32 protein-coding genes, 1 tRNA gene and 4 pseudogenes are annotated in these 25,729 nt (G+C 59.0%); 18 read left to right on the forward strand and 19 right to left on the reverse strand.

Annotated elements, in window-relative coordinates:
- Nucleotides 1–79: 79 nt before the first annotated feature.
- A complete protein-coding gene (locus CAF70_RS27560; RefSeq protein ID WP_158090307.1) occupies nt 80–562 on the reverse strand; it encodes a hypothetical protein in 483 nt (160 codons plus the stop codon).
- Nucleotides 563–696: 134 nt separating this feature from the next.
- Between CAF70_RS27560 and CAF70_RS26275 the strand changes: the two genes are divergently transcribed.
- A complete protein-coding gene (locus CAF70_RS26275; protein WP_143491528.1) occupies nt 697–1,173 on the forward strand; it encodes a hypothetical protein in 477 nt (158 codons plus the stop codon).
- 224 nt (nt 1,174–1,397) lie between these two features.
- Here CAF70_RS26275 and CAF70_RS04800 read toward each other — a convergent pair whose 3' ends face one another.
- From CAF70_RS04800 to CAF70_RS26305, 14 genes and pseudogenes are all read right to left on the reverse strand, one after another.
- A complete protein-coding gene (locus CAF70_RS04800; protein WP_085622014.1) occupies nt 1,398–1,694 on the reverse strand; it encodes a DUF1799 domain-containing protein in 297 nt (98 codons plus the stop codon).
- Nucleotides 1,695–1,711: 17 nt separating this feature from the next.
- On the reverse strand, nt 1,712–2,095 hold the full coding sequence (locus tag CAF70_RS04805; RefSeq protein ID WP_085622012.1) for a phage tail assembly chaperone: 384 nt from the start codon (nt 2,093–2,095) through the stop codon (nt 1,712–1,714).
- A 9-nt stretch (nt 2,096–2,104) separates the two neighbouring features.
- On the reverse strand, nt 2,105–2,692 hold the full coding sequence (locus tag CAF70_RS04810; protein WP_256573248.1) for a phage tail protein: 588 nt from the start codon (nt 2,690–2,692) through the stop codon (nt 2,105–2,107).
- A gap of 277 nt (nt 2,693–2,969) precedes the next feature.
- On the reverse strand, nt 2,970–3,182 hold the full coding sequence (locus CAF70_RS04815) for a primosomal replication protein PriB/PriC domain protein (protein ID WP_085622010.1): 213 nt from the start codon (nt 3,180–3,182) through the stop codon (nt 2,970–2,972).
- Nucleotides 3,173–4,183 (reverse strand): annotated as a pseudogene (locus CAF70_RS26285) (terminase gpA endonuclease subunit); the annotation flags it as partial. The pseudogene CAF70_RS26285 and the gene CAF70_RS04815, both read right to left, overlap by 10 nt.
- Nucleotides 4,178–4,335: pseudogene (locus CAF70_RS27840) on the reverse strand (DNA-packaging protein); the annotation flags it as partial. The pseudogenes CAF70_RS26285 and CAF70_RS27840, both read right to left, overlap by 6 nt.
- A gap of 150 nt (nt 4,336–4,485) precedes the next feature.
- Nucleotides 4,486–4,917, reverse strand: a complete 432-nt coding sequence (locus tag CAF70_RS04830) for a hypothetical protein (protein ID WP_178076349.1) — start codon at nt 4,915–4,917, stop codon at nt 4,486–4,488.
- A 655-nt stretch (nt 4,918–5,572) separates the two neighbouring features.
- Nucleotides 5,573–5,935, reverse strand: a complete 363-nt coding sequence (locus CAF70_RS04840) for a hypothetical protein (RefSeq protein ID WP_085622006.1) — start codon at nt 5,933–5,935, stop codon at nt 5,573–5,575.
- Between the two features lie 42 nt (nt 5,936–5,977).
- Nucleotides 5,978–7,165, reverse strand: coding sequence for a hypothetical protein (locus CAF70_RS26290; protein WP_143491526.1), 1,188 nt, complete (start codon nt 7,163–7,165; stop codon nt 5,978–5,980).
- A gap of 444 nt (nt 7,166–7,609) precedes the next feature.
- Nucleotides 7,610–7,948: pseudogene (locus CAF70_RS27845) on the reverse strand (antiterminator Q family protein).
- Nucleotides 7,902–8,582, reverse strand: a pseudogene (locus CAF70_RS04855) (ATP-binding protein); the annotation flags it as partial. The pseudogenes CAF70_RS04855 and CAF70_RS27845, both read right to left, overlap by 47 nt.
- 115 nt (nt 8,583–8,697) lie before the next feature.
- Nucleotides 8,698–9,426, reverse strand: a complete 729-nt coding sequence (locus CAF70_RS26295; protein ID WP_085622000.1) for a hypothetical protein — start codon at nt 9,424–9,426, stop codon at nt 8,698–8,700.
- Between the two features lie 93 nt (nt 9,427–9,519).
- Complete coding sequence (locus CAF70_RS26300; protein ID WP_143491525.1) at nt 9,520–9,855, reverse strand: hypothetical protein; 336 nt, start codon at nt 9,853–9,855, stop codon at nt 9,520–9,522.
- Between the two features lie 5 nt (nt 9,856–9,860).
- Nucleotides 9,861–10,598, reverse strand: a complete 738-nt coding sequence (locus CAF70_RS26305) for a hypothetical protein (protein WP_143491524.1) — start codon at nt 10,596–10,598, stop codon at nt 9,861–9,863.
- A 32-nt stretch (nt 10,599–10,630) separates the two neighbouring features.
- On the opposite strand from CAF70_RS26305, the gene CAF70_RS04865 reads away from it, so the two are divergent.
- The 8 genes from CAF70_RS04865 (at nt 10,631) to CAF70_RS04895 (ending at nt 14,751) form a co-directional block, all read left to right on the forward strand.
- Complete coding sequence (locus CAF70_RS04865) at nt 10,631–11,446, forward strand: DNA cytosine methyltransferase (RefSeq protein ID WP_256573247.1); 816 nt, start codon at nt 10,631–10,633, stop codon at nt 11,444–11,446.
- Nucleotides 11,368–11,580: a DNA cytosine methyltransferase gene (locus CAF70_RS27850; RefSeq protein ID WP_256573263.1), complete on the forward strand. Its 213-nt coding sequence runs from the start codon at nt 11,368–11,370 to the stop codon at nt 11,578–11,580. Before CAF70_RS04865 ends, CAF70_RS27850 begins: the two co-directional genes overlap by 79 nt.
- A 549-nt stretch (nt 11,581–12,129) precedes the next feature.
- On the forward strand, nt 12,130–12,459 hold the full coding sequence (locus tag CAF70_RS04870; protein ID WP_085621998.1) for a hypothetical protein: 330 nt from the start codon (nt 12,130–12,132) through the stop codon (nt 12,457–12,459).
- Entirely contained in the window at nt 12,456–12,851 is a 396-nt protein-coding gene (locus tag CAF70_RS04875; RefSeq protein ID WP_085621996.1) for a phage protein NinX family protein, read from the forward strand. Before CAF70_RS04870 ends, CAF70_RS04875 begins: the two co-directional genes overlap by 4 nt.
- The gene (locus CAF70_RS04880) at nt 12,848–13,042 is read left to right on the forward strand and encodes a hypothetical protein (protein WP_085621994.1); all 195 of its coding nucleotides are present in this window, start codon (nt 12,848–12,850) and stop codon (nt 13,040–13,042) included. The genes CAF70_RS04875 and CAF70_RS04880 overlap by 4 nt, the downstream gene beginning before the upstream one ends.
- 29 nt (nt 13,043–13,071) lie before the next feature.
- Nucleotides 13,072–13,407, forward strand: a complete 336-nt coding sequence (locus tag CAF70_RS04885; protein WP_085621992.1) for a hypothetical protein — start codon at nt 13,072–13,074, stop codon at nt 13,405–13,407.
- A gap of 39 nt (nt 13,408–13,446) precedes the next feature.
- Nucleotides 13,447–13,683, forward strand: a complete 237-nt coding sequence (locus tag CAF70_RS04890; RefSeq protein ID WP_085621990.1) for a DUF4224 domain-containing protein — start codon at nt 13,447–13,449, stop codon at nt 13,681–13,683.
- A 3-nt stretch (nt 13,684–13,686) separates the two neighbouring features.
- Complete coding sequence (locus CAF70_RS04895) at nt 13,687–14,751, forward strand: tyrosine-type recombinase/integrase (RefSeq protein WP_085621988.1); 1,065 nt, start codon at nt 13,687–13,689, stop codon at nt 14,749–14,751.
- Between the two features lie 102 nt (nt 14,752–14,853).
- Here the strand turns inward: CAF70_RS04895 and CAF70_RS04900 are convergent.
- Nucleotides 14,854–14,927 (reverse strand) — tRNA-Cys (locus tag CAF70_RS04900).
- 154 nt (nt 14,928–15,081) lie between these two features.
- Complete coding sequence (gene sohB, locus CAF70_RS04905) at nt 15,082–16,101, reverse strand: protease SohB (RefSeq protein WP_085621986.1); 1,020 nt, start codon at nt 16,099–16,101, stop codon at nt 15,082–15,084.
- A gap of 197 nt (nt 16,102–16,298) precedes the next feature.
- Between sohB and CAF70_RS04910 the strand changes: the two genes are divergently transcribed.
- The 4 genes from CAF70_RS04910 (at nt 16,299) to CAF70_RS04930 (ending at nt 19,606) form a co-directional block, all read left to right on the forward strand.
- Nucleotides 16,299–17,009, forward strand: a complete 711-nt coding sequence (locus CAF70_RS04910) for a histidine phosphatase family protein (RefSeq protein ID WP_085621984.1) — start codon at nt 16,299–16,301, stop codon at nt 17,007–17,009.
- Nucleotides 17,010–17,065: 56 nt separating this feature from the next.
- Nucleotides 17,066–17,383, forward strand: a complete 318-nt coding sequence (locus CAF70_RS04915; protein WP_085621982.1) for an SCP2 sterol-binding domain-containing protein — start codon at nt 17,066–17,068, stop codon at nt 17,381–17,383.
- 352 nt (nt 17,384–17,735) lie between these two features.
- Entirely contained in the window at nt 17,736–18,803 is a 1,068-nt protein-coding gene (locus tag CAF70_RS04925) for a phosphotransferase family protein (protein ID WP_085621978.1), read from the forward strand.
- 35 nt (nt 18,804–18,838) lie between these two features.
- Nucleotides 18,839–19,606 carry an SDR family oxidoreductase gene (locus CAF70_RS04930; RefSeq protein WP_085621975.1) on the forward strand — a complete coding sequence of 256 codons (768 nt, stop codon included), beginning with the start codon at nt 18,839–18,841 and terminating at the stop codon, nt 19,604–19,606.
- Here the strand turns inward: CAF70_RS04930 and CAF70_RS04935 are convergent, their stop codons facing one another.
- Both CAF70_RS04935 and CAF70_RS04940 read right to left on the reverse strand, forming a co-directional pair.
- Nucleotides 19,607–20,428 carry a bifunctional 2-polyprenyl-6-hydroxyphenol methylase/3-demethylubiquinol 3-O-methyltransferase UbiG gene (locus CAF70_RS04935; RefSeq protein WP_085621973.1) on the reverse strand — a complete coding sequence of 274 codons (822 nt, stop codon included), beginning with the start codon at nt 20,426–20,428 and terminating at the stop codon, nt 19,607–19,609.
- A 238-nt stretch (nt 20,429–20,666) separates the two neighbouring features.
- Entirely contained in the window at nt 20,667–21,017 is a 351-nt protein-coding gene (locus tag CAF70_RS04940; protein ID WP_085621971.1) for a hypothetical protein, read from the reverse strand.
- A gap of 113 nt (nt 21,018–21,130) precedes the next feature.
- On the opposite strand from CAF70_RS04940, the gene CAF70_RS04945 reads away from it, so the two are divergent.
- The 5 genes from CAF70_RS04945 (at nt 21,131) to CAF70_RS04965 (ending at nt 25,728) form a co-directional block, all read left to right on the forward strand.
- A complete protein-coding gene (locus CAF70_RS04945) occupies nt 21,131–21,421 on the forward strand; it encodes an RcnB family protein (RefSeq protein ID WP_085621969.1) in 291 nt (96 codons plus the stop codon).
- A gap of 129 nt (nt 21,422–21,550) precedes the next feature.
- Entirely contained in the window at nt 21,551–21,742 is a 192-nt protein-coding gene (locus tag CAF70_RS04950) for a hypothetical protein (RefSeq protein WP_003257401.1), read from the forward strand.
- A gap of 70 nt (nt 21,743–21,812) precedes the next feature.
- Complete coding sequence (locus CAF70_RS04955; RefSeq protein WP_025339704.1) at nt 21,813–22,196, forward strand: glycine zipper domain-containing protein; 384 nt, start codon at nt 21,813–21,815, stop codon at nt 22,194–22,196.
- Between the two features lie 138 nt (nt 22,197–22,334).
- Entirely contained in the window at nt 22,335–24,164 is a 1,830-nt protein-coding gene (locus CAF70_RS04960) for an SLC13 family permease (protein WP_085621967.1), read from the forward strand.
- A gap of 139 nt (nt 24,165–24,303) precedes the next feature.
- The gene (locus CAF70_RS04965; RefSeq protein ID WP_085622685.1) at nt 24,304–25,728 is read left to right on the forward strand and encodes a GGDEF domain-containing protein; all 1,425 of its coding nucleotides are present in this window, start codon (nt 24,304–24,306) and stop codon (nt 25,726–25,728) included.
- The last annotated feature ends 1 nt before the right edge of the window (nt 25,729 follow it).

Genomic DNA, 25,729 nt, shown 5'->3' on the forward strand with positions numbered 1-25,729 from the left:
TGCCATCTTTACTGACAATGAGCCTTGTATGCTAGCTGTCCGCCCATCCACCTTGGACGGAAAGCCAGTGAAGCACTGCCTAGGCTCTAGGCTCGGGACTCGAGGCTTCCTGCATTCGGCCCAGAATCTCCTCGTATCTTTTTGTCGAAACACCCTGGTTGCGCGCCAGCTTTTCGAGACTCGGCTCAATATACCGAAGATAAAGCCGGCATTTCTTCTCATTGAATGTATCCACGGTAGCATGGACATCCTCTGCTAGGGCAGCCGAATCTCGAAGACAACGCGCAAAGTGCTCACGTTGACCTATCAGGAAATCCAACAGAGCAGCCACCTCAGGCAACTCGGCAGAGAAACGATGCCTCACATCTCTGATCAGGGTCTCGTTTTCCCTATTGAGCTTGTGCCATTCCGATCGGGCTTGCTCCGCCTTTGTCACGATGCTTTGCCGCAGGGCAAAGAGCTCGGCCATTTTTGTTCTCCTGAGCGCCCACCAAGCTAGGAGGCTCAATAGAGCGATCAGCAATGTGATCACGTCGACCAGTGACACCTTCCCTGTTTCCATGCGCCTGATCCTAGAGAGAAAGATCTAGGATATCCGAACTACCATCCACAGTCTGGGCTGGATGGAAAGCCAGTACGTGGCCTGGGCGCTGGCGTAGTAGCGTTATGCCTCCAAAGGAATGAAGGAATCATTAAGTGAGCCATTACGCAGTGCCTGAAGGACGAAGGTATGTACAAATCCGATTCATGCATTCAGATGGGGAGGTAACCGATTTCCCTCCCGGCCGACCTGTTGTGGTTGCCGCTCTGCGACACGATCCCGATCATGGCAAAGGCCCGAGGGAGATCACTGGATTCCGATCTGTCTATGCTTTAGTTGACACGGGTGCGGACAACAATTACGCCACCCCCCAGCTACTTGCCGAAGCCGGGTGCCCTCAACTAGGTTTTACGAAGATACGCAGTGCGAATGGCTGGACAGATGCGACACACCATCTAGCTCATGTTTTTTTCCCTGAAATCGGATATCAGTATGAGACGGATATATTTTCCGCACCGCTGGTGGATGACCCCAGCAGTGGTCAAAGCCTGATTATCGGGGTTCTGGTCTTAAAAACAGGTAGGCTGGTTATGGACTTTCAGAGCAGCATTTTCAGGCTCTATGTCAACTGAGCCTACTCTCGCCCAAGCCTCATGGGTAACACGTGCATGCGAAATCCTGGGTGGTTCTGTGCTAGTCAGCTGTTGCTTTGGCAACCCAGCCATGCCTAACTCTGTTGTGATAGAGGTAGCTTGAGACAGTCTTTTCATTTTTAGTCGGCATCCTAATGACGCTACCTAAAGCGCGCCCGGTCGAACCATGGGCCGTCCGACACGATGATTTCTGATGGCCTGCCCTACTTTGCCGCCTCGGCCATTACTGCCAGCGCCTCGTTCTCCATGAGGCGGAGATCATGAAAGGCTTCCGACAACTCGCGTCGCTTCAGGCCAAGCATCTTGGCGGTCCCGGGGATAGCGGCGTAATCGAGCCCTGACGGCCCGCCCGGCCCCAAGCGCCATTGGGTGCCCAGCGCTTCAAATAGACAGAAGGCCGGCCATATATCTGGCCAGACCTCTACATCCTCGGTTTCAATGTCGTCCAGGGTGAGCCCCAGAAACGCTAGCTGCTCGGCGGAGGGACATTGCTCATACAAGGCCCGCGCCGCCGCCTTCAGTTTCCCAGGCGGGCCGGATTGTATGCTTCCTGGTAGGCGTCCAGAACGGCTTGCGGCGCACCGACGCAAGTGGTCACCAGGTCACGGATGGCTTCGTCGGTGAACTTGTCGTCGAAGCCCCAGCCGACAGTGACAGCCTTGATCTGCTCGGCCTGCAACTGGATTTGACCGGCGGTGAACTGCTCTAGGCTTGCGCTTTCAGCCTTGGTCTTCTCGGCGTTGGCTTCGGACGCTTGGTTCCAGCCGTCGTAGAGCTTGGCCAGCGCGGTGCGGTCGAGGTAGCGGAAGGTGAACTCCACCGGCACCGGCTCTTCCCCAACGCGCGGAATCTTCACCTCAGCGGTGAACGTGGGATTCTGCGCAATCTTGATCTTCGCCATGAGGACTCCTTACGCGCCGGCCAGGTAACGAAGCGAGCGTGCCGAAAGGCCGACGCTGATGGTGCGGGTCATCACGTTGTTCCGCTCCATGGTCGGGTCGGGAGTGATGCTGACGTAGCCCGGGTACAGGATCTGGTCACCGTTGCGGAGCTTCATGCGGATCACGGCCAGTTCCTTGGAGGCGTCGTAGCCTTCCACGGCCTCGACGTACGCGGCGGCGGGCTGGTCCTCGACCACAATCGACAAGCTGGTTGGGTTCCGGTTGGTAGGGAACTGCTTGTCGTCGTCATCCTCCAGGTAACCAACGGTCGCATACTGCTGCTCGCCGCCCGAGGAAGTGAACGAGGTGACCTTGGAGATCTGCACCCAGTCAGATACGGGGAGCACCGAACCGACGCCGGCACCAGCGGTGAAGCGCTCCACATTGCTGGTATCCAGGCCTCCTAGGGAGAACGCGTCTGCGGCAACATTGGATGCCTTCGGCCGGTTGCTCTCGACCGTGCCCACTTCCTCGCCAGGCAGCAGGTTGTCAAACACCATACCGGGCGCGAAGTTGAACGACCGTTGCGCCTGCTGCTGGCCAACGCCGGGCAGCACGAAATCGTCAGGCGTGGGCCGCCCACAACGCGCTCGTCCATCCGATCAAAAAGACCGGTGACAAGGTCGTGGTTCTCTTCCAAGGCGCGGATTTGCTCGCGGATGGATTGCAACGCCGGTTGCAGGGCCGCATCGGCGCTGCGCGTCTCGCGTATCGCTTTATGGGTCCGTGAGGGTTTGGCGGCCTCGTAGGCCATGATCACGCTACGCGCGTGCATGCGCTCCAAGGCCTTCTTGGGCGCCCAGGGCGCAATGGCCCGGTCCAGCAGCTCCCCGATCATCCGAACACCGCTAGGGAATGCCCCGAACGGCCCCTGCGGGCCTCGGCCGATACCCGGCGCTCCCACTCCAGTCGGCCTGCGCGAATCTGCGGAAGCTCCGCCATCGTCATTCGTCGGCCGTTGATCTGTACGTCTTTACCACCCTCCAGCAGATCGCGCTCGGCCTGCAGGTAGATATCGACCATGTCCTGCGCAGTTGTTACAGCCATCCGCTGCCTCCTGTATTGATCCAATCGCCGCCGGCGGGTTGGGGTTGGGGTTCCGGCTCAGACGTAGGCGCCGGTGCCGGCAACTCAGCCGGTGACGGCGGCGCCTCCGGCTGGGGCGCGTCGTCTTCGTCGTCTTCCACTTCCCATACCCCGGTGTCGGGGTTCTGGCTGGCCAACAGATCGAGGTCCAAGCCGAACCGCTGCTGACTGATACGCAGCGCGGCCAGGGCATACACGGCGCAATCGAGCGCTTCGTTACGGCGGCCGCCGGCATCCCAGCGCATGACGCGCCGGCCCTTGATCACCGCCCATTTCTTGCGCTCGCTGGTCAGCTGTTGCAGCTCGTTTTCGTCACAAATCAGCTCGTCGGCTGGCAGGTGGATGCAACCAGGCACCGGGCGCGGCCCGTCCGGCTGCAGCTTCAAGCGGCTGTAAATCAGCTCCTTGGCGTTGTCCGTGCCGACCTCGGTCACGTAGACCTTGCTGCGCTTGTCTTTCTTGCGCGGGAAGTTGGCAATGGGCTTGCCGTAGGTGCTGGCCCCGAAAATCGGGATCACCCACTGCACGCCATGCTTGCGGCTCTCCGCGCGCACCTCGTCGGAGTAGTGGCCGCCCGAGTCCCAACACTAGCGCTCCACGCGCATGACCGTGCCGTCAGCACGCTTGAAATGACGGTGAATCTCACGCCCCACTTTGCGCCGCAGCTCGATGCTGGCCGGGTCGCCAGTGAGAATAAACCGGTGCACCAACCAGGCTTCCTCGCCCGGGCCGTAAGCCCAAACCCGGCCCTCGTAGCGGTCGTCTTGGGTGTCGATCCCACCGAACAAAGCCACCGCCCTGGCGGGCACTTCGCCAAACACCTCGCGGCGGTCGCGCAGCTGCTCCCAGTCGAGTTTTTCGCCCTGGTCTTCCTCCCACACCTCCCCGAGGGTGGTGTTGACGAAGGTTTTCAGCTTGCCTTGGTCCTTGCCGACCTTCACAAAATCGGTGGCGATATCCACCACCGAACGAACGTCGTAGAACGACTCTCGGCCGATCTTCTGGACCGGCTCGCCCCCCATTTGTCAAAGGCTTGAACCGAAATCCCGAGGCTTTCGGCCATGCGTTTTTTGTTCAGCCAATACGGCTGTCGGGTAATCGTTGGATTTGTCATGGACTAAACAACAACCAACCTCCGAATTTGGGTCATACATAGCGAAAAGGCGGGGCCCGAATTACCCCCTATGCCGGGCGGGTCCGGGAGGACCCGTTGCCGGGGGGCGCCTCCGAGGCTCCGGGGGCCTCTGCCGCGCCTCGAGTGCCCTCACTTCGCGGAAAGGATCGCCTCGCGTAGGGCATTGGCCAGCTCGTCCTGCCCGTGCGCCTTGGCTATGTTCTCGCCGATCTTGAAGAACGGAAAAATAACGCGGTACTGCGGCGCACCATTGGTGTAGAGGAACACCGGGACAACGTGCTTATGCGGCTTGCGCTCCCAAACGCCGGCGTCCACGCCGATCGTGCCGACGAAATAGCGCTCAGCGTTACCCTTGCGCCGACTGCGCTTACTGCCCGTGGCATTGGCCTGATAGCCGCGCCAACCCTCGGCAGCACCAAGGCCTGACAGGATGCGAGTCATCACGCCACGCGAGACGTTGCCGTACTGGTTCAACAACCCAGGATTGGGCAGCGCGTACTGCCCGGCCTTCATCAGGCCTTGGGCAATCAGCGATTTCTCAAACCTCTTTTGCGGCCGCATCCCGCCCTGCACCGCCTACTGTAGGTAAGTGTCAGCAGGTATGCCCGTGGTCCATTGGTCCTTGAACCAGACTTTCGCAGCGCGACTCTTGGTCGCTGACTGGGCAAACAGGCTACGCATGGTGGTAGGGGTGGGCCGATCCAGGCGCTTACCCATGACCGCGGCAATACCAGGCTTGATGCGATTGGTGGCCAGACGCGTATGCGCGAGCACCAGGGCAGACCAGCCATACTAAGCAGCACCAACAGCCACAAGGGCACATCAGCGAGCGCCTGATGCTCGTTGTTCATCTGCAATCCTCAATTTGGGTCGGCTCATCACTGCCATCCGCTGGAAGCGAGGAGCAGACGTAGGGCCGAAAACGAAAAAACCCCGCACGATGGCAGGGTTTGTAAATAGTCATAAAAAACCCAGCACAGTGGCCGGGTTCTTAAAAGCGTCGCGCTGTGTTCACAGCAACACATACTGCTATAAAATCAGATCTATTCCGTGCGGAAAAGCCCTATTTTTCTTTCTATGCAAAATCGCGCCAATTGCTCAGTTTAGCCCCTCGGGCTGCACAGCGGCACGGCCGATCAGCTTCGGCATCACAACTATATAAATTTAATTATCTACTAGAACCACCGCAAAAGGATAGCAGCGATTTAACTAAGTCTTAAGCCAACAGACCCAGAGCCACTAAGACTTTAATAAATTCATCAACATACTTTAATATTTGTGTTGTTTTTTCTATCGTAGAGGTAGCATCCGCCATCTCGCGCCGAGCTTTTGCCATTTGTTGCGTTAGGGCGGTTAAGTCTTGGACCGCCTGAACAATTGTGTCTTGATTGTCGATTTCCTTTAAATTTAAGATCATCAGCCTTTGAAGTTTTTTTATGAGTTTTTTGTATTCCTCAAGTAATTGCTCCCGAGCCTCGCCAGTTGCAGCCAGGGCTTGAGACCTTACGACTGCTAGAGCGCTACCTACTTCATCAGTTGCACTTACCAAAATATCGGACGGCGTTAATGTGTTAGTCATGGTCTGCTCCGGACACAGCGTTTAATTTCGCGACATTCAAATTTAGCCTGCCTCTGCCTCTGCTTCTGCAGCCTCTTCTTCCACTTCTGCCTTTGCCTTTTCCTCTTCCTGAATCTGAGTCCTGGCGTTTTTATAAGCATCGTATGCAGCTTTGGCCTTTTCCGAGAAATCCTCAACAGCAGTTTTTACAGCTTCGTACTGAAGCTTGGGGTCCGACAGTGCTTCTGCTAATTGATGGTGCGCTTCGGCCATGGATTTAAAAACAGGCGTCGGACTTGTAGTGTATAGAGTTAGGTAGCGTTCTCTCGCTGCACGCGACGTTTCATAGGCGGCGGCTAAAGCCGTACCTTGCAGGGCCCCACCCGCATTGAAGGACTCCAAGTATTCTGTACCCGCATCCTGCAACTCCATAGCTGTCATCGGCATGGCTACATTTGACAAAATCATCGCTGTACGAGTGACGACGGGGTCTGCAGCTCTGGCAATGGAGGCCAGTGCTCTGGCCCGCCGATATTCAAGAGTGGTAGTTAAAGCTGAACCTATCAGATCACTGATGGGAGATATTGTTGCCGTATATGGCGACTTCTTGCCATCTAAATTATCAATGCTTTCCCCAAGCTTTTGAATCTGAGACTTAGCTTTTACTAGGGAGCTCTGCAAGGCTTCCTGGTCTTCGGCCCCAGCAATTGCCGTTAGCTCAACTGCGTAAGCTCTCAGAGCTGGAACCAGCTTTAATGATTGAGTCAATACGACTTCACTATTGCGAATCGCTTCTGTGTTCAACACTCCACGCTCCACAATCCCTATGCGGCAGTTGATTTCTTCTTCTTTCGCAAGCTCAGTTAAATCATAAAAAGCGAGCTCACCATTTTTTACGGCGTTAGTCGCCCCAGGACATGGTGGCGGATTTCCGCGCGTTGACTCTGACATCGAGCGATATTTGGCCCAATCTGCCAGACATTGGGTGTCTCTAGGCAGTTGCGAGGTCACAATATCGTTACATTTATCCGAAACACCCAATGACACTCCTTGTTCGGAGAACCTTTCCTGCTCTAACAACTTATGTCTTACAAGTGTTCTCTCGTGGAGACCTGTGAAGGCGGCCGCGGATTCGTCAACAGCTTTACTGAATGCGGATATCTCATCTTTGTAGATAGTGGGCGTGCAGGCTGCGATAGGAGCAACTAGTATCGTCACAGTAAAGAGCGTGCGCAAACGCGTGCTGGGCATTTATTATATCTCCAAACAAGTTAATTAAACTTCCAATTTTTTGCGCGGCGCTTTGGCATCTGTGTCGTTACCCTCATATCAATAAAGTAGCAGCCCAAAAGGGGCAGACAAGTTTACGACAATTCTTATTTATAATTATCTCCCGACGACTAATAGCCAATCGCTATTAGACCACTTCAGTCGCAAGCTGCTCAGCAGAAATTAAAAAGCAAGGTCCTGAGCTATTGCTGAGGGAAGCCAACTGAGCCAGCCTGTGAGTTACGCAAACTTTCCTAGACCTGCACTGGCCAACCGTTTCCCTACGACTTAACCAGCACATGCTCGTGGTATCCTGCAGCGCCCCATCAACGACGAATGTCTATGCGCATAGCCTCTAACGTTTTTACTTCAACTGACCAGCCAGCAGGAGTGAAAGAGTATGTTCACATCCATGCAATTCGCACTTCATGCCACTTCGCGCATGGCACTTACAGCGCAATCGATCCAGGCTGCCCCTGCCCTGGCTAACTCCCTGGCTTTTCCCTCGCTGATCCCGAAGTGCTAACCAACCCGAAGCATGGGCCATTTAGCACCGTAGTACAGCCAGACAATGTCGCCTATTTGCAGATCCCGATGCGCGAGCCTGGCCACTGCGTTATCGATCGCAAGCGCCCAGTCGTCAGTGATGCTGTAGTTTCGACTGGCAGATACCTGCGGTGCCGCCTGATGCATCAGAGCCAGCGTGGGCGACACGCAATTAGGAACCCCCGCTCCATCCATCCGCCACCACCCCCAGGCGGTCATAGCACCGCTCGCCCATGGCGTGGCGCAGCTGGCTGGCCTCCAGGTTGGAAATCACCACCGTGGGGCGCATCTGCTCGTAGCGCCCGTTGATGATCGAGAACAGAGTGGTCAGCTCGAATTCGCTCGGCTGCTCCTTGCTCACCCCGACCTCGTCCAGCACCAGCAGCGAAGGTTCGATCAGGCTGGACAGGATGTCGGCCTCGGACTGTTCGCTGTGGCGGTCGTAGGTCGCCCGGATGGACTGCAGAATCGCGCCCACCGTGCGGTAGACGGCGGTGGCCGAGGTATTGCGCATCAGCTCGGTGGCCATGCCGGCACCCAGATGAGTCTTGCCAGTGCCGACCTTGCCCAGCAGCATCAGGCAGCGGCCAGTGCGCTCGATCTCCGAGAACGCCGCCACGTAGCGAGTACAGTAGGCAAGGGCCTTGCGCTGCCCTTCGTGCTCGACGCGGTAGTTGGCCAGGGTGCGGTCGGCGAAGCGCTTCGGGATCATCGCCGAACCCAGCTTACGGGTCATGGCCTCGCGCTTCAGTCGGGTTTCCTCGGCCTGCTGCTTGGCCTGGCGCTCGGCAACGGCCGCTTTCTCGCACACAGGGCAGCGCCCGACGATTTCGCGCCCCATCAGCATGGTTACAGCTACCGGACGGCGATGCGGTTTGTAGATGCGATGGAGGCAGGCGCAGCGAACACTGGTATAGAGTCATGAGAGCTGAGTCCCTGCACTAAGGAACCGCTATAGAGCGTCCCGACTATTTCCCCTGACTTGCCGTAGTGTTAGAGCTATGCTTGGAATCGGTTTCAATGTAGGAAATACCGGCATGTACCCCGATAGTTACGAGCAAGAAGAACATGACAACACAAAACCAAACTGACCATTTTTTGGTCGACTTGTAGGCAGGCTCGCCCAATTTTACGGTCTCCCACTCGGCCTTCAAAATGCCTCTGGACATATTTGTTATTTCACTAGTCGCGCCGTGAATCTGCTCCTTGATAACACCAAGTTTCTGTATATCTGCTTCTTCTTTTAGCTCGCCAAGCTTCGCCCTGCAATAATCAAATTTGTTTTCTATCCTGCTGAAACTTAAATCATCAGGCTTAAAATGAAGACATACCTTAGAATATGCATGATAGACCTCTTGAGTAAGTGCGTTAGCTCGCTCAAGTCCATCTTTGAAAGCTTCACGGTGAAAATCCGCTAAGGATTTTTTCACCTCCTTCTCAGCCCCATCTAAAGCGGCGTACTCCCTGGTCAATCTTTCATGACTAGAACTTAACTTTCTTGCACCAACAACCGTAGTCGCCTGTGCATTTATCTTCGCAATAAGCTCTGCTAGAGCGCCACGTACCGACTCAGTCCAAGCCTGACGATAATCAGTAGTTTTACTTTCCTTTTCATTCACTAGCTTAACAATACTAAGCGCAGCGGTGATAAACCCTGCCAACGCTGTTAGAAAAGCGGTTAGTAGTATTTTATCCATGACATACCTTATCTAAATTGGTCCAAATTTCATTTCACTGGCCCAGCCGGGCGAGTCGACGCCGCAAAGTCCGCTGTAACATAGAAATTACCATCACTCAATATTTCGCTTCCCTAATATTTTTGGAAGCAGCTTAAGCACTTCAGCGGAGCTGCGGCTTTCTATCTTTTGCTTTTCTAGCTCCACTGTACTCTGACCTGCTGACAATATATGATTACGCTCTACTGCCAGCAACGCCCTGCTAGCATCTCGAACTGCCTGTTCATCCTTAGCCAATATCGAAGAGACCACTCCCAAATACTTGGCCTCCAAATTCGTTAGCTCATTTTGAAAATACTTAATTTCTGCAAATCCAGCCTTATAAAGACGCAAGAAAAACAGAGCGAATACTTGAACGAACAAAGCCAGAGAAAGCTTTGGAACAAACATCAAAATCAGGATCGCAATATCAACTTCGCCGCTAGGAAAACCAGTCTATAGTTCTCTGGGCGAACAGTATTCATCGCCATTGATAGCAAAATCCCCAGAGCCGCTACAGTTGTAACTACTCCAAACACAAGATTAGCAGTTCCTCGACGACCTAGAGCCGCAACCTCTGAAAGCAGTCGTGCCCTAGCCTTAAAATATGCGTCATCGATAGGTGCTAATGCTCTTTTGGTCCTAGGTATTTCATCTGCTTGATCAGTTAGCTCATCCCATATTTCATCGGACGCCTTCTTTTTTATTTCCTCAACGGTTTCACTAACCAGCTTTTCTCGTTTTTTATAATCAAAACCTTTCACTTTCTCAGCAAGCGACATAAGGTCATTCTCGACCGACATCACACGCTCAATCACATCATTTTCAACACCAGGCTTAACGAGGTCATCCGATTGTTTTTTTGGAAACAACCAGAACGGCTCGCCCTGCACATAAAAATAAAGTACAAAGCCGATTGAAAACAAAAATGAAAAACTTGAGCCGATTACAGAAAATTCGTCTGGAAAAGGAATGACTCCTAGAATCCTGTCATTTCTAGCTGATGCTGAGGAATACAAGAGAACGGATATCAACAAGCTGATTATTAGCACTACTTGATTGCGCCGCTTTCGCTTCGCTAAACTTAGCACCTTATATTCAATTTCTGCCTCGAATAGAGGTAAATCTTTAGGTATCGAGGATTGGGAACTCATAAAACCTCCGCATATAATCTGGGAGATGATACATGATGGCCATAAGCTATGGCAGTGTCTGCAGTGGCATTGAAGCTGCGACCGTAGGTTGGCACCCACTGGGCTGGCGTGCCGAGTGGTACGCCGAGATCGAGCCATTTCCCTGCGCGGTGCTGGCCTACCACTACCCCAAGACACCAAACCACGGCGACATGACCTGCCTGGCGGCCATGGTACTGTCCGGCAAGATCCGGGCACCCGATGTCTTGGTCGGCGGAACACCCTGCCAAGCGTTCAGCGTGGCAGGCATGCGCGAAGGCCTCGCCGATCCCCGCGGCGCCCTCACCATCAAATACATGGAGCTGTTCGATGCAATTAACCATGTTCGAACCATGCGCGGCGAACCCGAGGCCGTCTGCCTCTGGGAAAATGTCCCCGGTGTCCTCTCCGACAAAGGTAACGCGTTTGGCTGCTTCCTCGGCGCCCTGGTGGGCGAATCCGAAGAACTCCAACCGCCAGGGGGCAAATGGAAGGACGCTGGTTGTGTGTATGGACCCACGCGAACAGCCGCATGGCGGGTTCTGGATGCCCAATATTTCGGCCTGGCCCAACGACGCCGCCGTGTGTTCGTTGTCGCAAGTGCTAGAGCAAGGTTCGATCCCCTCGAAGTACTTTTTGAGCGCGAAGGCACTCGCAGGGATAGCCCACCGGGACGGCCGGAGAAGTTCGCACTTCATCCTACTCTCACGGCTCAAGGGGGGGCGCTCTCGATGACCGAGAGGCATATGTACTGGAGCCCAGCGGGGTTCACAGAACAAGCCCTCTCGAATGGGAGAGATGCCAAGGATTCCCTGACAACCACACCCTGATCCCCTATCGCGGCAAGCCCGCAGAGGAATGCCCCGATGGTCCGCGCTACAAGGCGATCGGCAACAGCAAGGCCGTGTTTGTAGTGAGATGGATTGGAAACCGACTACAGCGCCAGATTGAACAGCCGAAGTGACTCATGAAATGGCAGCCTTCAGCGTTCTCGGCCTATTTTTCGGGAGGGGAAAGACAATACGCGAGGAAGCCCGATACCAAGATTATAGGCACCAAGAAGTAGGTGACATAAACGCCGATGTAAGAAACGGTGCACCAGATCAGAATGTAGATAGCCACAGACCAGCAGCACAACACAAAAGACTTTTCGTAGAGCCACTGCCTCATTGCGGCACATCCTCCTTTGTAATGCCACAACAATATCACCTGCTACTTATTCGATCACTCTAAAAACTGGAGCACATTTGTACTCCAATCAGCTGTACCCCCCTCTCCCCTCTATTCACTGCCGCGATATGGCGGCCAAGGGTCAGCTTCGGACGCGCTTCACTGCTCCAGCAGCCATGAGAGCGGCGCCTGGTATCCAGAGGCCTGGCATTGAGGTGCCCAAGCCGACAGCAAGCAGGGCGATACCACAAGCAAACATAGCGTTCTCCTTAACTGAAAGATCCATATCGAAACCCCGCCATTTAAGCACAAGCCGGTCGCAGGAGCGGCCAAGGAAGAAGTCATGCCCGCAGAAAAGCAACTCATCCAGCAGCTGCAGGTCGCTCGCGACGAATACGGCTTCTGGACCCATCCGGCCTGGCCGGACGACGGCGACGAATGCGCACTGCCATTCAGCTGGTTCGGCGACCACGGTCTGGAGTACTGCGTGCTCGAGATGGAGAACGACGGCCCGGAAGAGCTGAATGCGGAATGGCTCGACGCCGGCGGCGACTATGACTGCACGGCTTGGCAGCCGAGCAAGCCGACCGGTGAAGGCTGGTTCATCTTTTCGATCCACGACACCGAAGACGGTCCTGTCTGCGTATGGGTCCGCCACAAGGTGCAGTCATGACCGGCCTGATCGAAGTGAGGGTATCCAACCTGGCCGGCGCGCACCTGGACTGGGCTGTGGCCATGGCTGAGGGGTTCGGTATAGATCCCGAGTGCCGTACAACCGTGTGGCACCCTGGCGGCTTGCCTTGCAGCATCAGTATCCGCGGCGGAGCAGCGGGCTTCGGCTGGAGACCATCCACCAACTGGGCACAGGGCGGCCAACTGATCGACAAGCACAGCGGCACCGCTCAGCACATTCCCGGGCTGCCTGCCGATCTGTGTTACGCCGGTGGCCCGGCCGGCGCAGGAGTCTGGTGCTACGGCCCAACCGCGCTGATCGCATTCTGCCGGGGCCTCGTCAACCACAAGCTCGGCGATACCGTCCAGGTGCCGAAGGAGCTGATGCCGTGATCCCGCATACAGGCTGGCTAAGGCGGCAACTGGAATCCGCGCTCATTCTGCTGGCCGCCTGGATCATCGGCGGTCGCAATGTCACCAGGTCCGGTGTCGTATCGCGCCGAGACAACAACGACATGTACGCCATGGCCGAGAAGCTCGAAGACATCGCTGAGCGCATCGCCGACGGCTACCCGAAGCCATAACCCTTTCCCTACAATTTAAGCCCGCCGACATGCGCGGGCATGGAGAGACTCATGCTCAATTTCTGGCACTCCTGTTCAAGCGCAAGAAGAAGCCGGCACAACGCGCCGCGCTCGGCCCGACCGGGTATGCCCGTGGCCACAGCCCGGCATCTGGCCGGCAAGACCCGATGCTCAACCCGCTCAACCCCATGAGCCCGGTCAGCCCCATGCATCCCATACATCTGGCGGACAGCTACGAGCCGACTCGCTCGAGCAGTTCGTGCGCCAGTCGTGACTACAGCAGCTACGACAGCGGCAGCAGCTACTCGTCGAGCGACAGCAGCAGTTCCAGCGACAGCGGATCCAGCTCCAGCAGCTGCGACTGACCACCAACCTGCCGCCACCGGCGGCGTGGAGACCATCCCATGGAACATGCAAGCGAGTTTCTCGACGAGGAAGAGGTGATCCGCATCACCGGCTACCAGATCCCGAGCAAACAAATCGCCTGGCTGGCCAATAACGGCTGGCAGTACACGCTTACCCGGGCCCGGCGGCCCGTTGTGGGGCGGGTATACGCCCGCCTGCAAATGGCTGGTGTGAAGCCAAACACGACGAATGCAACAACTGAAACCTGGACATTGGACTTATCGCGCGTGGGGTAACGGATGCGCAACCGGAAGGCATCGAACAAGGACCTGCCGCCCAGAATGCTGCGGCGGGTCCGCAAGCTCAAAAGCGGCAAGCTGTGGGTTGGCTACTACTACGACGGGAGGGATGCAGACGGGAAGCGGCAGGAAGTGCCACTGGGGACTGACCTCGCTGAGGCCAAGTTGGAATGGGCCCGCCTGGAGCACAAGGCGAAGCCGAAAGTGATGGCAACGATGGGTGAGCTGTTTGACCGGTACGAGCGGGACATCATCCCGGGCAAGTCGCCACGCACGCAAAAGGACAACAAGTACGAGCTGGAGCGCCTGCGCAAGGCTTTCGCTGACGCGCCGATCGAGGCAGTCAGTCCGCCGGTCATTGCCCAGTACCGGGACGCCCGCAGTGCCAAAACTCGGGCAAACCGGGAGATCGCCCTGCTCTCGCACGTTTTCACCATGGCCATGGAATGGGGTTTTGCCGAGCGCAACCCATGCCTGGCAGTTCGCCGCAACAAGGAGAAGGTACGCGACTTCTACGCGGCCGACGAAATCTGGGATGCGTTATATGCCGAGGGCGACCAGGGCCTCAAGGACGCTATGGATCTCGCCTACCTCGCCGGCCAACGCCCTGCCGACACACTGAAGTTCAGCACCGTCGACCTCGACGAGGACTACCTGTGGGTTGACCAGAACAAGACCGACAAGAAACTGCGCATCCGCAGGCACGTAAATGGTGAACTGACTGGACTTGGCCTGTTCATTGAGGCCTTACTTGAACGTCGCAAGCTGCAGGGCGTGCGTAACTCTCGCCTCATCACCAACGACTCGGGCTTGCGAATGAGCTGGGAAATGCTCAGGAACCGCTTCAGCGAAGCACGCGACAAGGCCGCTCGGAAGCTGACGGCCGATGGCAACGCTGATCTGGCCGCTAAAGTTCGGCAGTTCCAGTTCCGCGATATTCGGCCGAAGGCAGCGTCGGAGATTGAGGACATCAGCCACGCCAGTCGGCTGCTTGGGCACTCCAAAGAGGAAATCACCAAGCGCGTTTATCGCCGCGTCGGCGAGGTGGTCAGCCCGACCAAGTAAAGGGCTGATGCGGAAACGATGCCTAAAGATGCGGAAACGATCCGGGTTTTCTGCGCACAAAGAAAAACCCCGCAGACGTTAATCTGCGGGGCTTTCGAATGGTGGAGGCCGAGGTCGGAATCGAACCGGCGTAGACGGATTTGCAATCCGGAGCATAACCACTTTGCTACTCGGCCTCAAAGGTCGGATCTAGCAGCTTTCGCTTCGCTATCTCCTTGAAACGCTGAACCTTTTTCAAAGTTTGCTGCGTTTCGATGGGCGCCATTATGTCTTCATTCCTTTAACCTTGCAACCCCCTGATCAAAAAAAAATTTCAACAGGTTCAAGGTGTTAGCGCAGGCGGCCGAGTTTACTCCACAAGCCCACCACGGTGTTCTCCACCGTGCCACTGGCAGCCATGCCGATTCGCTCCTGCAGGCTCTTGCGTTCGGCGTAGTGCAGGTGGAACAGGTTGGCATTGCGCGCGCGCGCGCTGAGGTACTCGTCGCTGGTCTGCAACTCGTCCACCAGCTTGCGGTTGAGTGCCGCGACACCCAGCCAGACTTCGCCGGTGGCCACTTCGTCGATGTGCAACTGTGGACGATAGCGGGCAACGAAGTCCTTGAACAGCTGGTGGGTGATGTCCAGGTCTTCCTGGAACTTCTCCCGGCCCTTCTCGGTGTTCTCGCCGAACACGGTCAGGGTGCGCTTGTATTCACCGGCGGTCAGCACTTCGAAATCGATGTCGTGCTTCTTCAGCAGGCGGTTGACGTTGGGCAGCTGCGCCACCACACCGATGGAACCCAATACGGCGAACGGTGCACTGACGATCTTCTCGCCGATGCAGGCCATCATGTAACCACCGCTGGCGGCCACCTTGTCAATACACACGGTCAACGGGATGCCGGCCTGGCGAATGCGCGCCAGTTGCGATGCGGCCAGGCCGTAGCTGTGGACCAGGCCGCCACCGCTTTCCAGGCGCAGCACCACTTCGTCACGCGGGGTGGCGAGGGTGAGCAGCGCGGTGATTTCGTTGCGCAGGCTTTCAGTGGCAGAGGCTTTTATGTCGCCATCGAAGTCCAGCACGAAGACCCGACCTTTTTCCTCGGCCTTGCCTTTTTTCTGCCGCTTTTCCGCCTTGGCCTGCTGCTTGCGCAAAGCCTTGAGCTGGGCCTTGTCGAGCAGGCCGGACTCCAGGCGCTCGCGCAGGTCCTTGTAGAACTCGTTCAGACGGGTGACCTGCAATTGCCCACCCGATTTGCGCCGCCCCTTGCCGCGCAGCCCGGCGATGGCCGACAGCACTATCAGAATGGCGATGACCAGGGTGGCGGTTTTGGCGAGAAAGCTTGCGTATTCAGCAAGAAACTCCACGTTTACTCCTTAAAGACCTGCGCCACTACGGCGCGTAACTGTAGCAAGCATACCGTTGCGCCTGAGGCGCTGCCAGCCGCTGTAAACGCCGGCAACACCTTTCAAACAACCTTTTCAAACGCTTGTATGTTTTTTCGTTGACAGCCCGTGTGCCGCATCCTAACCTCGCAGCAACCTCCAACAGGCCGGAACCTTTCGTGGGCAACCTCTACCTGATCCGACATGGCCAAGCCTCCTTCGGCGCCGATGACTATGACGTCCTGTCGCCTGTGGGCGAACGCCAGAGCCAGGCCCTGGGTGAGCACCTGGCCCAGCTGGGCGTGCGCCTGGATCGCTGCGTAGCGGGCGACCTGCGCCGCCAGCAGGATACCGCGCGCCTGGCGCTGCACGCACTGCAGGCCAATGGCTGCGCGGTGCCCGCAATTGAGACCGACGTAGCGTTCAACGAGTTCGATGCCGACGGTGTGATCCGCGCCCTGTTGCCCGGCCTGCTGCCGCAAGAGCCCGACGCCCTGCACATCCTGCGCAATGGCGCGCAGCACCGCAGCGAGTTCCAGCGCCTGTTCGCCCTGATGGTGCAGCGCTGGCACGATGGCGAACATGCCGACGATGGCCTGGAGACCTGGCAGGCGTTCACCAGCCGCGTGCATGGCGGCCTGCAGCGCGTGCTCGATGCCGCCGGTAGCGGTGACAATATCGCCATCTTCACCTCGGGTGGCACCATTGCCGCCCTGCTCCACCTGGTTACCCGTATAACCCCCGGTCAGGCGTTCGCGCTGAACTGGCAAATCATCAACACGTCGCTCAGCCAGCTGAAGTTCCGCGGCCGCGACGTGGCACTGGCTTCCTTCAACAGCCAGGCCCATGTGCAGCTGTTGAGGGCGCCGGAGCTTGTCACCTATCGATGAGCCCGGCTTGTTGTGTCCCTGCGGGGACGTGTAAATCACTCTATAAGGAATGCGCCATGACCTCCGTAGCTGATGCCGTCAAAAAGATGCAAGAGAAGTTCAACCCATCCGCTGCCGCCGGCCTGGACCTGGTGTTCGGCTTCAACATCACCGACGAAGGCAAGCACTACGCGCTGATCGTCAAGGACGGCACCTGCGACCTGCAGGAAGGCGATAACCCGGATGCCAACTGCACCCTGGTGATGGACAGTGAAACCCTGAAGGGTATCGTCAGCGGCGAAACCGACGGCATGCAGGCGTTCATGGGCGGCAAGCTGCGCGTCGAAGGCGACATGATGCTGTCGATGAAGCTCAGCGAGCTGTTCCCGTCCTGAGGGCAGGAAATAGCACTGATCGAAAAACCGAAGCCTGACCGGCTTCGGTTTTTTTTTGCCTGGCTGCTTCAGATCGAACGCTGATCACTGTGGGAGCGGGCAAGCCCGCGAAGCAGGCACCGCGATGGATGGCACGGGCGTCGCCCGTGTTCGCGGGCGCGCCCGCTCCCACAAGGACAGCGCAAGGTTTCAAGATTTGGGCACTCATGAAATGCCGGGCGCGTTTGGGGTTATCAAGGCAATTGATCAGGCAGCAACACCCTCGCCTATATGGCACCTGGCACGCTTGTTCCAACATCGCCAGCGCATTAGATTAGCCAATAGTCCTTGCGATCGAGAATAAGGAAAACGCATGACGCTCACCGACCAGCCCACCCAGGTACGCCACGGCGAAGAACTCGACGCGGCAGTCATCGACCCTTACCTCAAGGCCCACATCCCCGGCCTGGATGGCCTGCCGAGCATCAGCCAGTTCCCAGGCGGCGCCTCCAACCTTACCTACCTGGTCAGCTACCCGGGCCGCGACTTCGTGCTGCGCCGCCCGCCGTTCGGGCAAAAGGCCAAATCGGCCCACGACATGGGCCGCGAGTTTCGCATCCTCAACCAGCTGAACAGTGGCTTTCCCTACTGCCCCAAGGCCTACGTGCACTGCACCGACAGCAGCCTGATCGGCGGCGAGTTCTACGTGATGGACCGGGTCAAGGGCATCATCCTGCGCTCTGACATCCCGGCCGAACTGGACCTCGACGCCAACCGCACCGAGGCCCTGTGCAAGAGCTTCATCGACCGCCTGGTGGAGCTGCACCAGGTGGACTACAACGCCTGCGGCCTGGCCGACCTGGGCAAACCGCAAGGCTATGTGCAGCGCCAGATCGAGGGCTGGACCAGCCGCTATGAAAAGGCCCTGACCCCCGACGCCCCGCGCTGGGAACAGGTGACCGCGTGGCTGCACGAGAAAATGCCCGCCGACCACCCACGGCCCGCCATCGTGCATAACGACTACCGTTTCGACAACGTTATCCTCGATGCCGACAACCCTATGCGCATCATCGGTGTGCTGGACTGGGAAATGACCACCCTCGGCGACCCACTGATGGACCTGGGCAACAGCCTCGCCTACTGGATCGAGGCTGACGACCCCGCGCCGGTGCAGCTGATGCGTCGCCAGCCGAGCAACGCCCCGGGCATGCTCAGCCGCCGCCAGTTCGTCGATTACTATGCCGAGCGCGCCGGCATCCGCCTGGACAACTTCGATTACTACTATTGCTATGGCCTGTTCCGTCTGGCCGGTATCGTCCAGCAGATCTACTACCGCTATTACCACGGCCAGACCCAGGACAAGCGCTTCGCCCAGTTCATCCACATGAACCGCTTGCTGGAGCAGATGACCTTGCAGGTCATCGCCAAGTCCAGCCTCTGAGTACGACCTCGACGACGGATAACAAGGAAACCAGCATGTCCAAGACCCACCTGTTCGACCTCGACGGCAAGATTGCCTTCGTCTCCGGCGCCAGCCGTGGCATCGGCGAGGCCATCGCCCACCTGTTGGCCCAGCAAGGCGCTCATGTGATCGTGTCCAGCCGCAAGCTCGACGGTTGCCAGCAGGTGGCCGATGCGATCATCGCCGCCGGTGGCAAGGCTACGGCGGTAGCCTGCCACATCGGTGAACTGGCGCAGATCCAGCAGGTGTTCGCCGGCATTCGCGAGCAGTTCGGGCGGCTGGACATCCTGGTCAACAACGCCGCCACCAACCCGCAGTTCTGCAACGTACTGGATACCGACCCGGGTGCTTTCCAGAAAACCGTGGACGTGAACATCCGTGGCTACTTCTTCATGTCGGTAGAGGCCGGCAAGCTGATGCGTGAGCAGGGTGGCGGCAGCATCATCAACGTGGCGTCGATCAACGGGGTTTCGCCCGGTCTGTTCCAGGGCATCTATTCGGTGACCAAGGCGGCGGTCATCAACATGACCAAGGTCTTCGCCAAGGAATGCGCGCCGTTCGGTATCCGCTGCAACGCCCTGCTGCCAGGCCTGACCGATACCAAGTTCGCCTCGGCACTGGTGAAGAACGACGCCATCCTCAACGCCGCGTTGCAGCAGATCCCGCTCAAGCGCGTGGCCGACCCCAAGGAAATGGCCGGCGCCGTGTTGTACCTGGCCAGCGATGCCTCCAGCTACACCACCGGGACCGCGCTCAATGTCGACGGCGGCTACCTGTCCTGATCAGGCTTTTACTGCCACCAGCGTGTAACTCAGGGGCAGGCGCGCTGGCTGTTCGCGCAGGCGATATTCACCGTCGTCGCCCTTGACCATCTGCCCCGGTAGCGCCTCCCAGGGAATGCTCTGGTGCTCCACCAGGGCGGTCAACTGCAGGCCGTGGGCGAGCAAGGCACTGATCACCTCGCCCAGGCCGTGGTTCCACTCGTGGGTTTCAGTGTTGGAAAGGCGCTGCTCGGTTTCGACGTAGGTCTGGTCGTTGTGCCAAACCGTCGGCGCTTCGTGCTCGAAATACGGGTATTCAAGTTGCAGCCGGTCCTGGTGGTCTTCATTGACCGCCATCAGCATCGGGTGGCCGTCGCGCAGGAACAGCCGCCCGCCCGGTTTCAGCAGGGCCGCGACAATACGCGCCCACGGCTCGATACGGGGCAGCCAGCAGAGCGCGCCGATGCCGGTGTAGACCAGGTCGAACGTGCCGGCCGGCAGCACCTTGTCGGCGGCGTATACGTCGGACTCGACATACGCGATGGGTGCCGCACAGCGCTGGGCCAACGTACGTGCCTCGGCCAGCGAAGCCGCGGAATAGTCCAGGCCACAGACCTTGGCGCCAAGGCGCGCCAGCGAGAGGGTATCAGTGCCGATGTGGCACTGCAGGTGGACGGCGTTGAGCCCGTCGATATTGCCAAGCAAGGGCAGGTCGAAGCGTACGGTTTCGGAAAGGTGTTCGGGATTCTGGACGAGCCGTTCGACTTCGTAGTCCTTGGAAGCAGCATGCAGCGGGGCACGTTCATCCCAGCTGGCGCGGTTGAGTTGCAGTGAGCGGTCCATGGCGTCTTCCTTGATTCGGTAGGGGCTCATGCTAGCCCCCACCATCTCCCTGCGACACAACAGCCTTGCTAAAAATTGTAATGCTGGTGCGGTCACTGTGGGAGCGGGCGTGCCCGCGAAGAAACAACGCGGTGGCTGGCACCGGCTACGCCGGTGTTCGCGGGCGCGCCCGCTCCCACCCGCCCTATAGAGCCCCTGCCAAGTCAGAAGTCAGCCAGCCATGTGCAGTCGCCAACCGTTACAGGCAGGTCGCCGCTGCCGCCCGGCGCTGCAGCGCCACGCCGTCGCTCTTCTGCGCGTAATAATCCACCCGCGTCCCACCGGCCTGCGGGTACACGTCCACGAACGCCTCCGCCTCACGGGTATACACCGTGAACCCACCCTGTTTGCGTGGTTCCAGATAACCACTGGCGTCATCGCCGAACACCTTCTCTTCCTGCCAGCTGAACTGGATGCACTGGGCCACGAGTTCAGGCGCCTTGTGCGAGTCGAGCTGCGCAGTCGGCTTGCCGCCGCGGGCCGTTTCCATGGTCGCAGAAGCACAACCGACCAGCATCAGCGCTGCGGCCATCGGCAGAATCGCACGCATGTTCCATCCTCAGGGTAAAAAGAACGCGACTCTAGCACTGGCAAGCATCGCGAGTGAATTGTCGCGCGCAGGCGGCTGTCGCAGATAAGGCATTCCGTCACAAGGAGATCGTCATGAAACTGCACTACCTGCTGTTCGCTGCCCTTCCCTGCCTGCCCCTGGCTGCCACCGCAGCGCCCTCCAGCGAAGAAAGCATCACCGCGCCAGAAACCCACAACCGCGAGCTCAAGGTCGGCGACAAGGCACCTGACCAGTACAAGCGCGAGGACCAGGCAATCAAGGACTGGAAAGCCAAGGGCCTGCCCGCGCCGGAAAAGGAAAGCCACTGGGTAAACATGGGAGGGCGGTACGTGCTGGTGCAGATCACTAACGGTGTGGTGCTGGCGATTCAGCCAACCCACTGATTCTGCGTTTCTCCCCCCGCCGCCCATCGCTGGCACGACAAATTTTTGCCTGCCAGCGAAACCAAATGGATCCTTTCCAGTCTCAGAAGGTGTGCCGTAAACCTTTGCGGATCAAGGACCTATATCGTGATGACCCGTCTTGCAAGCCTTTCGCTGATTGCCGTAGTCCTGCTGACCGCAGGGTGCCATAGCCATCGCTACCATGACGACGACGATGGCTGGCGTGACCGTGATCGTGACCATCGCCACCACCATCGGCATGACCGCGACGACGATGATGATGACTATCGTCGTTACCGCGGTGACCGCTACTACCGCTGAAGCGTCTTTCCAACCCTGAGCCGCCCGTTGCGCGGCAACTTAACCTGATGATTCCTTTGAGGTTCGTATCATGCGTCTGACTCTGCCTTCCCTTGCCCTCGGCCTGCTGCTGTGCCAGGGCGCTTTCGCCGGTGACGGTACCGCCGCCATTGGCGGTGGCCTGGGTGGTGTTCTGGGTAACGTTGTCGGTCAACAGATCGGCGGCAAAACGGGGGCGGCCATCGGCGCCGGCCTCGGCGGCGCAGCCGGTAGTGCGGTAGGTGCACGCAAAGGCAACCGTACCGAAGCTGCCATCGGCGGTGGCCTGGGCTCGGCCGGTGGTTCGCTGCTGGGCGGTGCGGTGGGCGGCAAGACCGGCTCCACTGTAGGTGCCGGCCTGGGTGGCGCGGCCGGTGGCGCCATCGGCAACCACCTGGGTGACAACAACGGCAAGCACCGTCGTCACCGTCACTGATCCCGATGACCAAGGGGCCGCCATGCGGCCCCTTTTGTTTTGCAAACCCTGCAGTACGTCAACACCCCCTTCACCACGCTCCGGCACACTGGCTGCTACTGTCTATCGTGCCCCCGTGTGAAGGAACACCCCCTCCCCATGAACCAAGAGCTGCTCTGGGTCCTCGGCCTGCTGGCCATCGTCGTCGCCCTGTTCGTCATCAACCGCCCACGCATGGACGTGGTTGCGCTGCTGGTGATCCTCGCCCTGCCGCTGTCGGGTATCCTCACCGTGGAACAGGCGCTAGCCGGCTTCAGTGACCCCAACGTAGTGCTGATCGCCGCCCTGTTCGTGATCGGTGAAGGCCTGGTGCGCACCGGCATTGCCTACCGCATCGGCGAATGGATGAGCGAACGGGCCGGCAACAGCGAGGCGCGCCTGCTGGTGCTGCTGATGGTGGCCGTGGCAGGGCTGGGTTCGATGATGAGCTCCACCGGTGTGGTGGCCATTTTCATTCCGGTGGTGCTGAGCATCGCCGCGCGCCTGCAGCTTTCGCCCAGCCGCCTGATGATGCCGCTGGCTTTCGCCGGCCTGATCAGCGGCATGCTCAGCCTGGTGGCCACACCACCCAACGTGGTGGTACACAGCGAACTGGTGCGCCACGGCGAAGCGGGCTTCAGCTTCTTCAGCTTCACCCCGTTTGGCCTGGTGGTGCTGGTGCTGGGCATCGGCTACATGCTGCTGACCCGGCACTGGCTGAATGGCGAAGTGCGCAAGGACGGCCGCGTGGAAAGCCGCCGCACCCTGCTGGACCTGGTGCTTGACTACAAGCTCAACGGCCGTGAACGGCGCCTGCGCATCCGCCCCCATTCACCGCTGATCGGCCACACCCTCGGCGAGCTGGAGCTGCGCACCCGGCATGGCGCCAACGTGATCGGCATCGAGCGCCAGCACAAGTTCACCACGCGGGTGATCGCCGCCGACTCCAGCACCGTGCTGCACCAGGGCGACGTGCTGCTGCTCGACCTGTTCGCCAACCACGACGACCTGCGCAGCCTGTGCCAGACCATGCTACTGGAGCCACTGCACTTCAAAGCTGCCTACTTCATCGACCAGTCCCAGGAACTGGGCATGGCCGAGGTTATGCTGCCACCAGGCTCGAAACTGCTTGGCAAGAGCATCCTCGAACTGGCCTTCCGCACGCGCTTCGACCTCAACGTGGTCGGCTTGCGCCGCGAGCAGGCGGCGATCGAAGCACAACTGGTGGAAGAAAAGCTGCGCCTGGGCGACACCCTGCTGGTAGTCGGGCCATGGAAAGCCGTGCGCCAGTTGCAAAGCAAACCCAAGGACTTCCTGGTACTGAGCCTGCCCGCGGAAATCGACCTGGTCGCGCCCGCCCGCACCCGCGCACCACAGGCATTGCTGAGCCTGGCAGTGATGGTCGGGCTGATGGTCAGCGGCGTAGTGCCCAACGTCATTGCCGCACTGATCGGCTGCCTGCTGATGGGCGCAGGCCGCTGCATCGACATGAACAGCGCCTACCGGGCCATCCACTGGCAAAGCCTGGTACTGATCGTCGGCATGCTCCCCTTTGCCCAGGCACTGCAGAAAACCGGCGGTATCGACCTGGCGGTGGGCGGCCTGGTCAGCGTACTGGGCGGTGCCGGCCCCAGCGCTATTCTGGCCTGCCTGTTCGCGGTCACGGCGGTGATCGGCCTATTCATCTCCAACACCGCCACCGCGGTACTGATGGCGCCCGTAGCCGTCAGCACCGCCGCGCAGCTGGGCATGTCGCCCTACCCGTTCGCCATGACCGTGGCGCTGGCCGCCTCGGCGGCGTTCATGACGCCAGTGTCATCGCCGGTCAATACGCTGGTACTGGGCCCGGGGCAATACCGCTTCGCCGACTTCGTCAAAGTTGGCGTGCCGTTTACCGTGCTGGTGATGCTGGTGACCGTGGTGATGGTGCCGTGGTTCTTCGGCTTGTGAGGTAACTGGCAACGAATGAAGGCAATTTGGCATTATCTCGACCAATCGCGGCAGATTGACATCAAGTCCTCTGACGAACCAAACTTGTGTGCAAATGCCCCAGGTGCTTCAAGCCGTTGTCCTGGATTTCGTTTCCGCTTTGCCGGTCGAGCCCATGGTTTTTCCAGCCCAATCGCGCGTGCTGCACTACGTCGTTCTGCTCGGCCTGACCTTTGCCCTCACCCTGGGCGGCATCCTGGCCCGCCCGATCGAATCCCTGTCGTTGTTCTGGCCGGTCAATGCGGTACTGGCCGGCGTGCTGCTGCGTTGCCCTCGGCAGGCCACGCTGACGGGCTTTACCCTGTTGTGGCTGGCCATGGTCGGTGCCGACCTGCTGTGTGGCAGCGCCTGGGTACCCGCCCTGTGGTTCAACCTGTGCAACCTGGGCGTCGTGATCACACTCTGGCTGCTGCTCTCGCGCTTGCCGCGCCTGCACCGGCGCATGCGTACCCCCCACGGCGTGCTCAGCGTGTTTGGCGCCTCTGCCGCCGCAGCGATAGTGGCGGCCAGCATGGCGGCGGTAGTGGCCGCGCCGTGGTTCGAACAGTCGTTGCGCGCCACTTGGCTAGCCTGGTTCAGCGAACAATTCTCCACCAGCGTGCTAGTGCTGCCAGTGCTGCTGACGGCGCCTTCGGCACGGGCACTGGTACGCGGTGGCGCCCAGGCCATCCGCTTGGCGCCGTTACTGGTGCTGCTGGCTTCGCTGGCGTTCAGCATAGCCTTTGGCGGCCCCGGGGCCATTGCCTTCCCGATTGCCGCGCTGCTGTGGTGCGCCTGGAACTACTCCCCGTTCCTGGTCTCGCTGCTGACACTCACCGCTGGCAGCACGCTGATCGTGGCGGTAGCGCAAAACCTCATGCATTTCAGCGTGCCGCAAAGCGAGCCCGGGGTGACCACGCTGATGTCGGCGCGCCTGGGCATCGCCATGCTGGTGCTCGGGCCGCTGGTGGTGGCCTGCGTCAGCCAGGCCAACCGCAGCCTGATGGCCCGCCTGGCGCATCAGGCCACCATCGACCACCTCACCGGCGCGCTCACCCGTAGTGCCTTCACCCGCCGCGCCAATGCGTTGCTGGAAAGCCGCCAGCAACACGCCCAGGCGTTGCCGCTGACCCTGATGATGCTGGACATCGACCACTTCAAGTCGATCAATGATGCCCATGGCCATGCGATCGGTGACCAGGTGCTGCGCCAGTTCGCTGGCACCCTGCAGGACCAGTTGCACGATGGCGAACTGTTCGCCCGCCTGGGCGGCGAGGAGTTCGTCGTGGTCCTCCCGGGCCTGGCGCCAGATCGGGCCAAGTTCATTGCCGAACGCCTGCGCCGAGCCGTGCAGGAACTGCACGTGGTACAGGCCGAGCAGCCCCTGCAGATTACCGTCAGTATCGGCCTGGCCGGTTGCGCCGCCGACATGCCGGCCCCTACCCTCGACGAACTGCTGGCACGCGCTGACCAGGCCCTGTACCGGGCCAAGGCCCATGGCCGCAACCGCGTAGAGCAGGCCGAACCGCAACACCAGGTGATATGAA

The organism is Pseudomonas sp. B19(2017) (assembly GCF_002113165.1).
Taxonomy (GTDB): Bacteria; Pseudomonadota; Gammaproteobacteria; order Pseudomonadales; family Pseudomonadaceae; genus Aquipseudomonas.

Excerpts from the sequence above, each read along its gene's own strand:
- CAF70_RS04930 (WP_085621975.1), top strand. The coding sequence starts at position 18,839 with ATGTCCAAGACCCACCTGTTCGACCTCGACGGCAAGATTGCCTTCGTC.
- CAF70_RS26300 (WP_143491525.1), bottom strand. The coding sequence starts at position 9,855 with ATGTTTGTTCCAAAGCTTTCTCTGGCTTTGTTCGTTCAAGTATTCGCT.
- CAF70_RS04960 (WP_085621967.1), top strand. The coding sequence starts at position 22,335 with ATGAACCAAGAGCTGCTCTGGGTCCTCGGCCTGCTGGCCATCGTCGTC.
- CAF70_RS04865 (WP_256573247.1), top strand. The coding sequence starts at position 10,631 with ATGATGGCCATAAGCTATGGCAGTGTCTGCAGTGGCATTGAAGCTGCG.
- CAF70_RS04890 (WP_085621990.1), top strand. The coding sequence starts at position 13,447 with ATGGAACATGCAAGCGAGTTTCTCGACGAGGAAGAGGTGATCCGCATC.
- CAF70_RS04840 (WP_085622006.1), bottom strand. The coding sequence starts at position 5,935 with ATGACTAACACATTAACGCCGTCCGATATTTTGGTAAGTGCAACTGAT.
- CAF70_RS26290 (WP_143491526.1), bottom strand. The coding sequence starts at position 7,165 with ATGCCCAGCACGCGTTTGCGCACGCTCTTTACTGTGACGATACTAGTT.
- CAF70_RS04830 (WP_178076349.1), bottom strand. The coding sequence starts at position 4,917 with ATGCGGCCGCAAAAGAGGTTTGAGAAATCGCTGATTGCCCAAGGCCTG.
- CAF70_RS04940 (WP_085621971.1), bottom strand. The coding sequence starts at position 21,017 with ATGCGTGCGATTCTGCCGATGGCCGCAGCGCTGATGCTGGTCGGTTGT.
- CAF70_RS27560 (WP_158090307.1), bottom strand. The coding sequence starts at position 562 with ATGGAAACAGGGAAGGTGTCACTGGTCGACGTGATCACATTGCTGATC.
- CAF70_RS26305 (WP_143491524.1), bottom strand. The coding sequence starts at position 10,598 with ATGAGTTCCCAATCCTCGATACCTAAAGATTTACCTCTATTCGAGGCA.
- CAF70_RS04875 (WP_085621996.1), top strand. The coding sequence starts at position 12,456 with ATGACCGGCCTGATCGAAGTGAGGGTATCCAACCTGGCCGGCGCGCAC.
- CAF70_RS04935 (WP_085621973.1), bottom strand. The coding sequence starts at position 20,428 with ATGGACCGCTCACTGCAACTCAACCGCGCCAGCTGGGATGAACGTGCC.
- CAF70_RS04870 (WP_085621998.1), top strand. The coding sequence starts at position 12,130 with ATGCCCGCAGAAAAGCAACTCATCCAGCAGCTGCAGGTCGCTCGCGAC.
- CAF70_RS04955 (WP_025339704.1), top strand. The coding sequence starts at position 21,813 with ATGCGTCTGACTCTGCCTTCCCTTGCCCTCGGCCTGCTGCTGTGCCAG.
- CAF70_RS04950 (WP_003257401.1), top strand. The coding sequence starts at position 21,551 with ATGACCCGTCTTGCAAGCCTTTCGCTGATTGCCGTAGTCCTGCTGACC.
- CAF70_RS04915 (WP_085621982.1), top strand. The coding sequence starts at position 17,066 with ATGACCTCCGTAGCTGATGCCGTCAAAAAGATGCAAGAGAAGTTCAAC.
- CAF70_RS04925 (WP_085621978.1), top strand. The coding sequence starts at position 17,736 with ATGACGCTCACCGACCAGCCCACCCAGGTACGCCACGGCGAAGAACTC.
- CAF70_RS04885 (WP_085621992.1), top strand. The coding sequence starts at position 13,072 with ATGCGCGGGCATGGAGAGACTCATGCTCAATTTCTGGCACTCCTGTTC.
- CAF70_RS26295 (WP_085622000.1), bottom strand. The coding sequence starts at position 9,426 with ATGGATAAAATACTACTAACCGCTTTTCTAACAGCGTTGGCAGGGTTT.
- CAF70_RS04945 (WP_085621969.1), top strand. The coding sequence starts at position 21,131 with ATGAAACTGCACTACCTGCTGTTCGCTGCCCTTCCCTGCCTGCCCCTG.
- CAF70_RS04805 (WP_085622012.1), bottom strand. The coding sequence starts at position 2,095 with ATGGCGAAGATCAAGATTGCGCAGAATCCCACGTTCACCGCTGAGGTG.
- CAF70_RS04895 (WP_085621988.1), top strand. The coding sequence starts at position 13,687 with ATGCGCAACCGGAAGGCATCGAACAAGGACCTGCCGCCCAGAATGCTG.
- CAF70_RS04815 (WP_085622010.1), bottom strand. The coding sequence starts at position 3,182 with ATGGCTGTAACAACTGCGCAGGACATGGTCGATATCTACCTGCAGGCC.